At 67.5% G+C, this 14,119-nt stretch carries 10 protein-coding genes; 4 read left to right on the top strand and 6 right to left on the bottom strand.

Translation table 11 applies throughout. The features are described from left to right. Positions 1-358 precede the first annotated feature (358 nt). From AC3A4T_RS22550 to sufT, 3 genes are all read right to left on the bottom strand, one after another. Positions 359-2,164, bottom strand: a complete 1,806-nt coding sequence (locus AC3A4T_RS22550; protein WP_487677456.1) for a S8 family serine peptidase — start codon at positions 2,162-2,164, stop codon at positions 359-361. 720 nt (positions 2,165-2,884) lie between these two features. Then, positions 2,885-4,687 (bottom strand): S8 family serine peptidase, encoded by a 1,803-nt coding sequence (locus tag AC3A4T_RS22545; RefSeq protein WP_487677455.1) that lies wholly within the window; start codon positions 4,685-4,687, stop codon positions 2,885-2,887. 478 nt (positions 4,688-5,165) lie between these two features. Next, positions 5,166-5,717 (bottom strand): putative Fe-S cluster assembly protein SufT, encoded by a 552-nt coding sequence (gene sufT, locus AC3A4T_RS22540; RefSeq protein ID WP_487677454.1) that lies wholly within the window; start codon positions 5,715-5,717, stop codon positions 5,166-5,168. A gap of 101 nt (positions 5,718-5,818) precedes the next feature. On the opposite strand from sufT, the gene AC3A4T_RS22535 reads away from it, so the two are divergent. Continuing rightward, entirely contained in the window at positions 5,819-6,346 is a 528-nt protein-coding gene (locus tag AC3A4T_RS22535; RefSeq protein ID WP_487677453.1) for a hypothetical protein, read from the top strand. Between the two features lie 325 nt (positions 6,347-6,671). On the opposite strand, the gene pdxR is transcribed toward AC3A4T_RS22535, so the two are convergent. Next, positions 6,672-8,117 (bottom strand): MocR-like pyridoxine biosynthesis transcription factor PdxR, encoded by a 1,446-nt coding sequence (gene pdxR / locus AC3A4T_RS22530; RefSeq protein WP_487677452.1) that lies wholly within the window; start codon positions 8,115-8,117, stop codon positions 6,672-6,674. Positions 8,118-8,392: 275 nt separating this feature from the next. On the opposite strand from pdxR, the gene AC3A4T_RS22525 reads away from it, so the two are divergent. From AC3A4T_RS22525 to AC3A4T_RS22515, 3 genes are all read left to right on the top strand, one after another. Continuing rightward, a complete protein-coding gene (locus AC3A4T_RS22525; protein WP_487677451.1) occupies positions 8,393-9,265 on the top strand; it encodes a helix-turn-helix domain-containing protein in 873 nt (290 codons plus the stop codon). Positions 9,266-9,624: 359 nt separating this feature from the next. Continuing rightward, entirely contained in the window at positions 9,625-10,107 is a 483-nt protein-coding gene (locus AC3A4T_RS22520; RefSeq protein WP_487677450.1) for a hypothetical protein, read from the top strand. A 575-nt stretch (positions 10,108-10,682) separates the two neighbouring features. Continuing rightward, complete coding sequence (locus AC3A4T_RS22515; protein ID WP_056113102.1) at positions 10,683-11,153, top strand: YehS family protein; 471 nt, start codon at positions 10,683-10,685, stop codon at positions 11,151-11,153. A gap of 28 nt (positions 11,154-11,181) precedes the next feature. Here AC3A4T_RS22515 and AC3A4T_RS22510 read toward each other — a convergent pair whose 3' ends face one another. Both AC3A4T_RS22510 and AC3A4T_RS22505 read right to left on the bottom strand, forming a co-directional pair. Next, complete coding sequence (locus tag AC3A4T_RS22510; protein ID WP_487677449.1) at positions 11,182-12,345, bottom strand: YncE family protein; 1,164 nt, start codon at positions 12,343-12,345, stop codon at positions 11,182-11,184. 217 nt (positions 12,346-12,562) lie between these two features. Next, complete coding sequence (locus tag AC3A4T_RS22505) at positions 12,563-13,996, bottom strand: NAD(P)(+) transhydrogenase (Re/Si-specific) subunit beta (protein ID WP_487677523.1); 1,434 nt, start codon at positions 13,994-13,996, stop codon at positions 12,563-12,565. Between the last annotated feature and the right edge of the window lie 123 nt (positions 13,997-14,119).

Genomic DNA, 14,119 nt, shown 5'->3' with positions numbered 1-14,119 from the left:
AAAGCGGATCCTGCGCTCACCGATTCCCTAGTTATTTCGTATGAAATTCATGATCGTCGCGTATCGGTGTCGCTTCGTCCCCTCTCCCGCGGCGCGGGAGAGGGGCGAAGCACATGCGCCTGTCGGCAATGCGCATGCGTGCGATCGATCGGTGCCTGTCGATCGGTGCCGCTCCAATCGCGAGGCTTGGCACCGGTTTACATCACATCGGTTTAGCTACATCGGTTGAGCTACATCGATTGAGCCACATCGGTTTGAGCCGCACCGGCATGAACTGCACCGACTTGCGCACCGGTTCGCGCCGCGCCGCTTCGATTCGTTGGCGACGAATCGAATGGCCCGATCGCTCCGGCTCGGATCAGAACGTGATGCTCCAGCTGTCGATGCGGCCGATATCGCCACGGGCATTGTCGTTGACGCGCAGTTTCCAGTTGCCGTTGAGCGCCTCGCTCGACAGGTTGAAGGTGAAGGTGCCGCTGATGTTGTCCGCGTCGCCGCCGGTGCGGTTGTGGATGTTGTAGAGCGAACCGTCCGGAGCCACCAGGTCGACCCTCAGGTCCTGCCGGTAGGTGTGGACGATGTTGACCGACACGCTGGCGTTGCTCGGCGCGTTGCCGCTGCGACCGGACACGACGATGGTGCTTTCCACCGTGGTGTTGTCGCCGATGGCCACGTCGGTGCCGTTGCTGTAGGTCTGCACGCCGCTGCTGCCGACGCTGACGGTACCGGTCTTGGTGTGGGTGGCGCCGTCGTCGTCGGTGACCGTGAGGCTGACGGTGTAGGTGCCGGCCGCGGCATAGGTCTTGCTCGGATTGGCCGCGGTCGAGGTGGTGCCGTCGCCGAAGTTCCAGCTGCGCGAGGCGATGGTGCCGTCGGCATCGGTCGAGCTGTCGGTGAAGTTCACCGTCAAGCCGCTGACCGAGGAACCGAAGTTGGCCACCGGCGCCTGGTTGCCCGGGCCGGGACCGCCGGAGAACAGCGAGAACAGCAAGCGGTTCGGCGAACCGCTCAGATCGGTGACCTTGCCCGGAGTGGCGTTGTTGACGATGGCCGCGTGCACCTGGTCCGGCGTCGCCGTCGGATTGACCGCCAGGTACAACGCCGCGACGCCGGACACGTGCGGCGCCGCCATCGAGGTGCCGCTCATCATCGCCGTGGAGGTCGCGCCGCTGATGCCGGCCGAGGTGATGCTGTCGCCGGGCGCGAACAAGTCCACGCAGGCGCCCCAGCCCGAACCTTGGCCCAGCGGCCACAGCGCGCGGGCGTCGTTCCTGTTGGTGGCGGCGACGGTGAGCGCGCGCGGCACGCGCGACGGCGACCCGTTGCAGGCGTCGGTATTGCTGTTGCCCGCCGCCGCCACCGCGACGACGCCGGCGTTGATCAGCGCGTTGACCGCGGTATCGGTCGTGGTCGACACCGGGCCGCCCAGGCTCATGTTCGCCACCGCGGGCTTGACGTGATTGGCGGTGACCCAGTCGATGCCGGCGAGGATCTGCGAATGCGGCGCGGTCGAACCGCAGCCGAATACGCGCACCGGATGGACCGTCGCTTTCTTGGCCACGCCCCAGGTGGTGCCGGCGAACGTGCCGGCGACATGGGTGCCGTGACCGTGGCAGTCGGTGGTGCTGGTGTCGCCCGCCACCGAGGAGAAGCCGTTGCCGATGCGGCCGGTGAACTCGACATGGTCGGCGCGCAGGCCGCTGTCGATGACGTAGGCGTGCACACCGGCGGCCTCGGTGTCGTAGGTGTAGGTGGTGCTCAGCGGCAGATTGCGCTGATCGACGCGGTCCAGTCCCCAGGTGGCGTTGTTCTGGGTCGCTTCGATCGACACCAGGCCGTCTTCTTCGACGTAGGCCACGCGCGGATCGTTGAGCAACTGCGCCAGGGACGCGTCGTCCGCTTCGACCACGAATGCGCGCAGCGCGTGTTGATAGCTGCGCAGCAGCTTGGCCCGATGCTGGCTCGCCATGCCGCGCGCCACCGTGGACATGTTGCTCACGCCGCGGCTGCTCTGGGTCGACAGCGTGGCAGCCTGATCCTTCAGCACGACGATGTAACGGCCTTCGATGGGCCGCTGCGCGGTCAGCAATTCCGCGGCCAGGCCCGGCGTCGCGGCGCATACGAGTGAAGCACCGATAGCCAGCGACAAGATACGACGATTCATGCACGTCTCCGTGAGTGAGTGGGATCGCGCGAAGCGACGGCGACGATGCGGGCCGAGGCGGAGAACGCGCCGCGAGCGGCATCGTGCCGACGGGTGGCCGGCACGCTGCATCGATTCGGCGGTTCGACGACTGACGCGATCGCATCAAACGCGGCGCGCAGCCGTCCCCGCTCAGTGCCGCGTGGACACCGACTGTTCTTTGCAACCCCGAGGTTGGAACCGAGTGCCGCTGTTGGCGGCGGATATCCGTCGCGGACGGCGCATCGAGCGGTTGTCGACAGGCGCTGACCGAACGGCGTCTACGGCCGCTGCATTCGCAACGCCGTGCTTACACGCTAGAAAACCCACGTCGGCGTGTCCATGCGCGGGACGGGGTCTGGCGGCCGGCAAAACGTGATCCCGCCGGGCATATTTTAAAATCAGAGAAAATTTCTCTGATAAGAAAATCACACGATGCGGCCGAGTACTGGCGAGCGAGCGCGCACACGCGCCCGCGTCGATGGTTTGAGGTTTTGCGCGGCCTGGATGAGGCTGCGTGCGCTGTCTGAGCCTGACGCGTTGCGCGTCGGCACTTGTCGGTCACGGCGAGCGCATCGGCAGCGTGTTGCCCTCGCCCAACCCCTCTCCCGCGCGCGGGAGAGGGGCCGAGAACCTGCGACGCGTTGCGGCCGCGGTGCCGCAACGCGTTGGATCGCTGAAGCGCGTATCAGGATGCGTGGATCAGAACGTGATGCTCCAGGTGTCGATGCGGCCGGTGTCGAAGCTGGCGTTGTCGTTCACCCGCAGCTTCCAGCTGCCGTTGAGCGGCTCGCTCGACAGATTGAAGGTGAAGGTGCCGGTCACGTTGTCGGCGCTGCCGCCGGTGCGGTTGTGGATGTTGTAGAGCGAACCGTCCGGCGCGACCAGATCGACCTTCAGATCGCCCTTGTAGGTGTGGACGATGTTGACCGACACGCTGGCGTTACTCGGCGCGTTGCCGCTGCGGCCGGACACGGCGATCGCGCTTTCCACCGTGGCGTTGTCGCGGATCGCGACATCGGTGCCGTTGGTGTAAGTCTGCGCGCCGCTGCTGCCCACGGTGACGGTGCCGGTCTTGGTGTGGGTGGCGCCGTCGTCGTCGGTGACGGTCAGGGTGACGGTGTAGGTGCCGGCCGCGGCGTAGGTCTTGCTCGGATTGGCCGCGGTCGAGGTGCTGCCGTCGCCGAAGTTCCAGCTGCGCGAGGCGATGCTGCCGTCGCTGTCGGTCGAGGTGTCGGTGAAGCTGACCGTCAGGCCGCTGACGCTGGAGCTGAAGTTCGCCACCGGCGGGTTGTTGGGGCCGGGGCCGCCGCCGAACAGCGAATACAGCAGACGGTTCGGCGAACCGCGCAGATCGGTGATCTTGCCCGGGGTGGCGTTGTTGACGATGGCCGCGTGCACTTGATCCGGCGTCGCGGTCGGATTGACCGCCAGATACAGTGCCGCGACGCCGGCCACGTGCGGCGAGGCCATCGAGGTGCCGCTGTTGGAGACCGACGCGGTCGCGCTGCTGATGCCGGCCGAAACGATCGAGGTGCCCGGCGCGAACAAGTCCAGGCAGGTGCCCCAACTGGAGGCCTGGCCGCTGGTCCAGATCGAACGCGCATCGTTGCGGTCGCTGGCGCCGACGGTGATCGCACGCGGAACGCGCGATGGCGATTCGGTGCAGGCATCGATGTTGCCGTTGCCCGCCGCGACCACCGCGACCACGCCGGCGTTGATCAGATTGTTCACCGCGGTATCGGTCGCGGTGGAGGCCGGACCGCCCAGGCTCATGTTCGCCACCGCGGGCTTGACGTGATTGGCGGTGACCCAGTCGATGCCTGCGATGATCTGCGAGTTGGGCGCGCTGGAACCGCAACCGAATACGCGCACCGGATGGACCGTCGCCTTCTTGGCCACGCCCCAGGTGGTGCCGGCGACGGTGCCGGCGACATGGCTGCCGTGACCGTGGCAGTCGGTGGTGCTGGGATCGCCGGACACCGACGAGAAACCGTTGCCGATGCGGCCGGTGAACTCGGTGTGGTCGGCGCGCAGGCCGGTGTCGACGATGTAGGCGTGCACGCCGGTGGCGTCTGTGTCGTAGGTGTAGCTGGTGCTCAGCGGCAGATTGCGCTGATCGATGCGGTCGATGCCCCAGGTCGCGTTGTTCTGGGTCGCCTCGACCGACATGTAGCCGTCTTCTTCGACGAAGGCCACGCGCGGATCCTTGAGCAGTTGCGCCAGCGACGCATCGTCGGCGTCGATCACGAAGCCGCGCAGCGCGTGCTGATAGCTGCGCTGCAGCTTGGCGCGGTATTGATTGGCGATGCCTTGCGCGACCGAAGGCACGTTGGCCACGCCGTTGCGGCTGTCGGCCGACAAGGTGGCGGCTTGTTCCTTCAGCACGACGATGTAGCGGCCTTCGATCGGCCTGTCGACGGTTAACAGCTCGGCGGCGAAACCGGGCAGCGCGACCGATACCAGCGAAGCACCGATGGCCAGCGACAAAATACGACGATTCATGCACGTCTCCCTGAGTGAGCGGGATTCCCCGGTCGTCACGGCGGACTGTGCGCACGAGGCAGCAGCGGCAAGCGGCGTCCCGCTCGCGCAGGCCGGCGCACCGCATCGAAGCGGACACCGACATCGCACCGAACACAGCAACACGCGGCGGCTCCGCCGCCCGCGCTTCCACGGCACTGACCGTTCCCTGCAATCCCGACGTTGAACTGAGTGGTGCCGCAATGCGCGGCGGGTTAACCGTCTGGCTTGCGCGTGGCGCAATTCGAAAGAGACGAAAGCCAGTCGGCAGGTACGGCGCTGCGTTCGCAGGGCCGTGGCCAACAACCTAGGCACACATGCAACCGGCGTCCATGTGCTGAAAACGGTTTACGAAGGCGCAAATCGTGAACACGATTGGCACTTCCAAACATCGGCATAAGCGAGCGGACGGTAACGGTGCGCCATACGTCGGCGTGCGTTGCCGCTGCGCCGGAGGGCGTCAGAGCATTCCGGTTTCCAGGCGCGCGGCCTCGGACATCATGTGCCGGCCCCACGGCGGATCGAACACCAGCTCGACATCGGCCTCGGCCACGGTCGGAATCATTTCGAGCTTGCTGCGCACGTCGTCGACCAGGATGTCGCCCATGCCGCAGGCCGGCGCGGTCAGGGTCATGCGCACTTCGACCACGCGCTGGCCGTCGTCGCGCGGCTTGACCGTGGCCTCGTAGACCAGGCCCAGCTCGACCACGTTGATCGGAATTTCCGGATCGAAGCAGGTGCGCAGTTGCTTCCACACCAATTGCTCGACCGCCTCGTCGTCGGCGCCCGCGGCCAGTTCCAACGGTTCGGGCGGTTCCTTGCCGATCGCGTCGGCATCGCGGCCGGCGATGCGGAACAGGTTGCCTTCGACGAACACGGTGTAGCTGCCGCCGAGCGCCTGGGTGATGTAACCCACGCTGCCGGCGGGCAGATTGACCTGCTCGCCTTGCGGCACGAGGACGGCGGCGCAATCGCGCTCGAAACGGACGGGTTCGCTGCTGCGGGAATACATGGCGGAAAGATGGGGATGCCGTGCCGCAGCACAAGTCGCGACATTCTACCGGTCGCGGCCGGCTATGCTGTAGGGCTTGCCCCATCCACAGTGTTCCGCCCATGACCGTCGCCGTCCCGCCCGATCACCACGCGACCGCCCCGCGCGACCACGCTTCGCAAGGCGAGGCTTCGCAAGGCCAGACTTCGCAGGGCCAGGCTCCGCAAGGCGCGGACCCGCGGGCCGGCGGCGAGCGCCGGATGACCCCGCTGTCGTGGCTGCTGCTGATCCTGGGCATTTTCGGCTTCGCCGCGTTCTGGGTCCTGCTGAGCCTGGCCTGGGACCGCCAATGCAGCTGGATGGCGGTGCTGGGCGCGCTCGACATCGCCTGGATGATGCGCCTGGGCGGCTGGCGCCCGGGCCCGCGCCGGCTCGCGTTCGGGGTGCTGGCGACCGTGGCGATCGTGCTGTTCGCCAACTGGGGCATCGCCGCGGGCCAGTACGGCGCGGTGATGGGCCTGGATCCGCTGGACTCGGCGTCCAAGCTGGGGCCGAACTTCTTCCTGATCCTGTTTCAGCTGGCCAATACCGGCATGGACCTGATCTGGCTGGGGCTGGCGCTGATCGTCGCGGCGGTGGCGTCGCGCTGAGGGATCGAGCCGAGGCGCGGCTTGCGCCGATGTTGGTGATTCGCGGTCGCGGCTTGCGCCGCTCCTACAGGGGCTGCGGGATGGCCCGATGCAGGCCCGATCACGCGATTGCTTCACCGCCTCCCTATAGGAGCGACGCGAGTCGCGACCGCGACAACCAGGCGACGGCGCAACCGTCGACAATCCAAGCAGCGCCCACCGGCCGCTGAAGACCGTCGACCGCATGACGAATCGAACCGAGGCCTGCGCGGCAGTTGCGGTTCGCGGTCGCGGCTTACGCCGCTCCTAGAGGGAGCTGCGGGCCGCTTTCGCCGCCAATCGTGCCTCAATCTGCGAACGCCATCGCCTCCAGGCAATGCGCGAACATCCGCGCCGCCTCCTCGATCTCGACCACCGACAACGCGCCGTAGCCGAACAGCAGCCCGGCGCGATCGGGCGGGTCGAAGTAATACGGCGCGATCGAATACAGCCCCAGCCCGCGGGTCTGGGCGAAGGCGATGAACGCCGCGCCCTGGGCCGCGTCGCGACCGCGCAGCCACACCAGCAGGTGCATGCCGGCATGCGAGTCGTCGATCTGGACCGCGTCGCCGGTCAGGCGGCGCAACGCTTCCAGCAATACGTCGCGGCGTTGTTTCAGGGTCTTGGCGGTGCGGCGCAAGTGGCGCTCGAAGCCGCCATCGGCGAGAAAATGCGCCAGCGCGGCCTGTTCGATCCCGGGCGAACCGAAGTCGTCGCACCATTTGGCGCTGATGAAATCATCGCGCAGGCCCGGCGGGGCGACGATGTAGCCCAGCCGCAGCGACGGAAACAGCACTTTCGAGAACGTGCCGGTGTAGATCACCCGGCGGCCGTCGTCGAGCCCGGCCAGGGCCGCGTGCGGCTGCGCGTCGTAGCGGAATTCGCCATCGTAGTCGTCCTCGAAGATCCAGCACTCGTGGCGGTTGGCGTAGTCCAGCAGCGCGCGCCGGCGCGGCAGCGACATCAGCGCGCCGGTCGGGAACTGGTGCGACGGGGTCACGCAGATCAACCGCGGCGGGCGCTCGGGCAGCAGGTCGGTGCGCAGGCCTTCGCCGTCGACCGGCACCGGCAGCAGCCGCGCGCCGTGGATCTGCAGCGCTTCGCGCACGGCGAAGTACTGCGGCTCCTCGATCGCCACTTCGTCGCCTTCGTCGAGCAGCACCCGCGCGGTCAGGCCGATCGCCTGCTGAGTGCCGGCACAGATCACCACGTCCTCGGGCGCGGCCTGCACGCCGCGGCGCAGCGACAGGTATTCGCACACCGCCGCGCGCAAAGCCGGCAGGCCCTGCGCGGGCGGGTAATTCGGCGGTTGATACGCGGCCGCGTGCGACAGCGCGCGCGCCCAGGCCGAGGTCAGCAGCGGATTGGTGAACGGCACCCCGTACTGGAAGCTGTGCAGGGTGCCCGGCGCGCGCCGGCCGGGGATGTTGGCGTGATCGTGATAGCGGCGCAGACGCCGGGCGTAGGCGCTTTGCGCGGCGATCCGCGTCGGCGGCTCGCTGCGCGGCTGCACCGGCGCGCCGGGCAGGGCCACGTAGCTGCCGGAGCCGACCCGGGCCTGCATGAAGCCTTCCGCGCGCAGTTGCTCGTAGGCCGCCAGCACCGTGTTGCGCGACACGCCGAGCTGCTGGGCCAGCAGCCGGGTCGGCGGAAAGCGCATCCCGGCCGGCAGCCGGCCGGCCAGCACGGCCTCTTTCAACGACCGGACCAATTGGCCGTGCAAAGGCCCCCGGCCGTCCAGCGGCAGATACATGGCGTGGCTCCGGATTGGCCCCTGCGGGCGCGGCTTACGGCCGATAGTGCCAAGCCAATCGGCGACTTGCGAGGCGTGGCGAGCGAGTCGGTCGTTCCCGGCACATCGACGGAACGGCCCCGGCGCAATGCCGGGTACCGCGGGTGAGCCGGACCGGCACCGATTGGCTCCTTCGAGGCCAGGGTAATTGGCCCTCCAGATGACAGCTTCGGATGGCTAGCTTAGGGGCCAACCGCTGTGGTTTTCCCCACTGCCGCACACCCCACGAGGCGCGCATGAGCCTGCATCACCACCGCATCCACTTCGCCGAACACCTCGACCTGTCGGCGTCCCGCCCGACCCTGCACCTGGTCCGCGCCTCCGGTCGCGCGGTCCAGCTGGACCTGCCGAGCGGCTGGCTGTCGCTGTGGCTGCCACTGCGCGGACCGCTGCGGCTGGAGTCGGCCGACAGCACCTGGGAGCTCGCCCCCGGGCACCTGCAGATCTGGCGCGACGGCCGCCTGCGCAGCAGCGCGCGGGTGCCGTGCTGGTGGCTGTGCCTGTGCGGTCCGGAAGCCGCGTGGCGCACGCACCTGCTGACCGGCCCGGACGAAGGCGCCGAGGACCTGTTCCCCTGGGAAGGCCTGGCTCCGCGCGACGCCCAGCGGCTGCTGGTGCGGCTGGCGCGGCTGGCTGCGCACCCCGACGAACTGGCCGCCAACAGCGAAGCCCTGGTCCGCACCCTGTGCTCGCTGCTGCTGGAACAACAACGCGATCTGCAGGCGCGCCTGCCGCGGTGCAGCGGCCGCACCCAGCGCCGTCGCCAGCAGACTTTGCTGCGGCTGCTGCGCGTGCAGCACCTGATCCGCCGGCATCCGGAAATCCGCCTCGATCTCAATCGCCTGGCCCGCAGCGCCAACTATTCGCCCTGCCACCTGATCCGCATCTACCGCGACGTGTTCGACGAAACCCCGACCGAGTACGCCGCGCGCCTGCGCTCGGACCGCGCCTGGCGCATGGTCCGCGACACCCGCATGCCGGTGTGCGAGATCACCGAGGCGCTGGGTTTCGAAAGTCAGAGCGCGTTCTGCCGCGCGTTCAAGAATTCCTTCGGGGTGACGGCGACGCAGGCTCGGCGGTTGGAGCGGGCGGTGGTGCGGGCGGCTTGATTGGGGGCGGGATTCGGGATTCGGGATTCGGGATTTGGGATTTGGGATTTGGGATTTGGGATTTGGATTTTTTGAGGCGCGCGCGTTACTTGCAATCGCTCATGAGTCATGACGCCAAAGTCGCTGGATTCCCGCGTTCGCGGGAATGACGGATTGGAAGTGTTTCGCGCGCTTTTGCTTTTGCTCGTCATTCCCGCGAACGCGGGAATCCAGCGACTTTTCCACAAGATCACTAGGCCACTCGGTCTCGCGGCGTATGACACGCCAACCGCATACCACTGCATCTGCAACATCTCACAGCTACCACGCGACACATCGACTCAGTCAACAGCCGCCATATCCCCTAGCCCGAGCCCACCATGCCCGCCACCGCCCGCTCCCTGCCCCTGTGGACCGTCATCGGCGGACTCATCGCCGGCACCCTCGATATCGTCTACGCGATCACCTACTGGGGTCTCACCCAGCACGTTCCCGCGCAGCGCATCCTGCACAGCGTCGCGTCCGGCCTGATCGGGCGCGAGGCGGCGATGTCCGGCGGCGCGGCGACCGCATCGCTCGGTCTGTTCCTGCATTACCTCATCGCGCTGGTCATGGCCGCGGTCTACGCCATCGCCGCGCGCAAACTCGACTGGATACGCCGCCATCCGTGGCTGGCCTCGACCGTGTACGGCCTGTGGCTGTTCGTGGCGATGAACTTCATCGTCGTGCCGCTCTCGCGCGCCGGCGCCAAGGGCCTGCCGCCGGACATGCTGTGGATCGTGCTGAGCGTGGCGGTGCATATCGTGTTCGTAGCCTGGCCGATCGCCTGGGCGGTGAATCGCGCGCTGTCGGATCGCGGCTAGCGTCATGGGCGTTGACCGCGATCGCAGCATCGCGAATGCGCAAGCCGAAGACCGCTTCGCCTGCCCGATCGGCTATACGCGCTGACCCCACATCCGCAGCGGCCTGATCACCGCCAAGCACCCGCATTGCCGCGCTTCGAGCGAATGGCCCGATCGGGCCGAGCCGCGAGCGGGCGAGTCGCAATCACGGCCGCACCCGATACCGGCGCCTCGCGTCCGCCGCGGCACCGGCCGATCCGTCATTGATCCGGGCGCCGCTCAGGACGATTGCGATTCCACCTTGTTTCACGCGCGACCGATGCATCGAAATCGTCTCCCTACCCCGCGCATGCCCCCGTGACGCCGGCCGCCTCGCCTCTCCGTGCGAATCCGGGCAAAAACCGCCGCGTTCACGCCCCATGCGTCCCCAGCCCCGCCCGAAATGCGAGAATCCGCCCTCGTACCCCATCTCGACGGCCGCCGGGCGTTCTCGCCGGGCGCCGCATCGACGACGGCACTCCATCGGACGGCGGCGCCCCGCGCGCCGGCCGACAGCTTCACCCCCGGGCCGGCGGCCCGACCCGGCAGGACAGACCATGATCACCAACGACGTATTGCGCAGCATCCGCTACATGCTCGACCTCAGCGACCTCAAGGTGGTCGAGATCGTCAAGCTCGCCGATCCCGACTTCGCCCTCGAAAAGGCCGACGTGCAGGCCTTCCTCAAGAAGGACGAAGACGAGGGCTACGCCGAATGCACCGACGCGGTGCTCGCGCGCTTCCTCGACGGATTGGTGTTCCATTACCGCGGTCGCGACGAAAACGCGCCGCCGCGGCCGATGGAAAAGCGGGTCAGCAACAACCTGGTGCTCAAGAAACTGCGCGTCGCCTTCGAACTCAAGGACGTCGACATGCACCAGGTGTTCGAGCAGGCCGGTTTTCCGGTGTCGAAACCCGAGCTGAGCGCGCTGTTCCGCCAGAGCGACCACAAGAATTTCCGCGCCTGCGGCGATCAGATGCTGCGCAATTTCCTCAAGGGCCTGACCTTGCGCGTGCGCGGCGGCTGATCGATCGGTCCGGGCGCGCGGCCGCGACTCAACGTCCGGCCACGCCGATCCCCACCGGCGCACCGTTCGCGAACACGATCGGCGCGCCCGCGCGTTGCAACCGGTCGGCTTCGATCCGGAACGTGTACATCGCGCGCTCGACGATGCTCTGCGCGAACAGCGTGCGCGAATCGTCGGCGAAACCGATGCCCTCGGCCCAGCCGCCGAACGGCGCCTGATCCAGCCATTTCAGGCGCCGGCCTTCGATCTTCAACAGCACCACCAAGCTGTCGGGCGAGTAGAAGGGATGGTCCTTCGGCCGATTGCTCATGTTCTGCACCGCCGCGACCGCGTAGCGGCCATCGGGCGAACAGGCGACATCCTCCGGCGCGGAACCCACGCTTACGGTGTCGACGATGCGCGGTTTGGCGCCGGACAGATCGATCAGGCTGACCGTGTCGATATCGCCGTTGCCGCTGTCGGGAATGCCGAAGTTGGCGACCACGGCCAGACCGCTGTCGCCGCAATACGACGGCGTGAACGGGGTGACGCCCGCGCCCATCTCGCGGATCGCCGGCAATCGCAGGCGATCGTTTTCGACCGCGTACAAAGCCACGCGCTGACCGTCGGCCTGAGTCACCAGCACGTGTTTGCCATCGGGCGCGAACCCGGCCGCGAGCGCGCCCATGTTCGCGGCCATCTTCAGCGTATCCACCACCGCGATCCGGCCCTCGCGCACCGACAACACAGTGACGCTGTTGCCCGGACTCGACGGCACCAGCGCCATCGTCCCGGCCGGGTTTAACTTGATCGAGGACGGCGACACGCCGAGCGCCAGCGTTTGCGTCAGCTTCGGCGCCTTGCCGCTCAGATCGATCACCGACACGCGATCGTCGTCGGCGTATTTGCCCGGATCGTTCGGGTCCAGCCGCGTCGAGGCACTGACCAACGCGAGCTTGCCGTCACCCGACACCGTCACCGACGACGGCGCGCCGAGGTAACTGGTCGGCACGTCGACTTCGCCGAACCTGCGCAACGCGCCGTCGGCAAAGCGGAAGAACACCGCCGAATCGCGATGCGGCCCGGGCGCGATCGCACTGGCGCCGTCTTTCAGGATCACCTTCGAATCCACGGCGACGCCGATCACCTGACTCGTGGCGGCGAACGGCAACACTGCCGCGGCGATGGCGAGCGATACGGCGTGTAGTTTCATCACGGTGAATCCTGCGGGGCTTAGTCGTCGATCATCGGCAGGCCGATGCGAATTCCCTAATCCCAAACGTCATCACTTTGCCCTGCGCACGCGCGCGATCGGCTCGCTCGGCGGCCTGGGCACCGCACCGACCCCGCAAACAAAAACGCCGGACCCCGCATGCGCGGCCCGGCGTTTTCAATACAGCGATACCCGAGCCACGGCTGGCCCGGCGCGATCAATGCCCGCCGTCGAGCCCCTTCAATTCCGACACCAAGGCGCTGGCCATCTCAGCGCCGTCGCCGTACAGCATGCGGGTGTTGTCGGCATAGAACAGCGCATTCTCGATGCCTGCGAAGCCGGTGCCCTTGCCGCGCTTGATCACGATCGTATTCTTGGAATTGATCACGTCGAGGATCGGCATGCCGTAGATCGGCGAGGCCGGATCGGTCTTGGCGACCGGGTTGACCACGTCGTTGGCGCCGATCACCAGCGATACGTCGGTGTTGGCGAACTCGGGGTTGATGTCGTCCATGTCGACGATCAGGTCGTAGGGCACGCCGGCTTCGGCCAGCAGCACGTTCATGTGCCCGGGCATGCGGCCTGCGACCGGATGGATCGCGAATTTCACCTTGACCCCGCGCTCCATCAGCTTCTGGGTGAGTTCCCAGATCTTGTGCTGCGCCTGCGCCACCGCCAGGCCGTAGCCGGGCACGATCACCACGCGTTCGGCGAAGGCCATCATCGCGGCGACGTCGCCGGCTTCGATCGGCTTCTGGGTGCCGCTGATTTCCTGGGCTTCGCCGCCGCCGCCGAAATTCGAGAACAACACGCCCCTGATCGGCCGGTTCATCGCCTTGGCCATCAACCGCGTCAGCAGCATGCCGGCCGCGCCGACCATGGTGCCGGCGATGATCAGCGCCTCGTTGCCGAGCACATAGCCTTCGAACGCCACCGCCAAACCGGTGAACGCGTTGTACAGCGAAATCACCACCGGCATGTCGGCGCCGCCGATCGGTAGGGTCATCAGCACGCCCAGGGCGAGCGCGACCACGAAGAAGGCGATGATGATCGGCACGTTGAGGGTCATGAACGCGGCGACGCCCAGCGCGACCATCGCCAGCGCGACGATCGCGTTGAACACCTGCTGGCCCGGAAACACCACGCGCCGGTCGAGGCGACCGTCGAGCTTGGCCCAGGCGATCACCGAACCCGACAGCGAGATCGCGCCGATCGCCGCGCCGATCACCGCCAGCACCAGCGACACGCTCGGGGTCTGCATCGCGATCACGCCGCGCTCGATCTGCGCCTGCAGCGGATCGGCCGGCATCCGCGCCGACAGCCGCAGCAGTTCGACCGCGCCGATCGCCGCCGCCGAGCCGCCGCCCATGCCGTTGTACAGCGCGACCATCTGCGGCATGTCGGTGATCGCGACCTTCTTGCCCGACACCCACGCCAGGCCCGTGCCGATCACCAACGCCAGCAGGATCAGCCCGAAGTTTTCGATACCCGGCAACGCGAACGTCGCCACGGTGGCGATGACCATGCCCGCGCCGGCCCAGCGGATGCCGCTGCGCGCGGTCACCGGCGAGGCCATGCGTTGCAAGCCCAGCAGGAACAAGGTGGCGGCGACGAGATAACTGCTCTTGACCAAGATCGGCAACAGATCCATCAGGACGCGCGCTCCATAGAAAGACAGCTGCCCGGACGGCAGGACGTAACCGAGGAAAGACAGGCCGGCGACCAGCGCCAGGCCGATGACGGCGGCCGCGGCGATCGCGGCGAAGGCACGAAA

This window comes from Lysobacter sp. Soil_N_51, from assembly GCF_057655755.1.
This window is presented reverse-complemented; position numbering and strand designations above follow the sequence as displayed.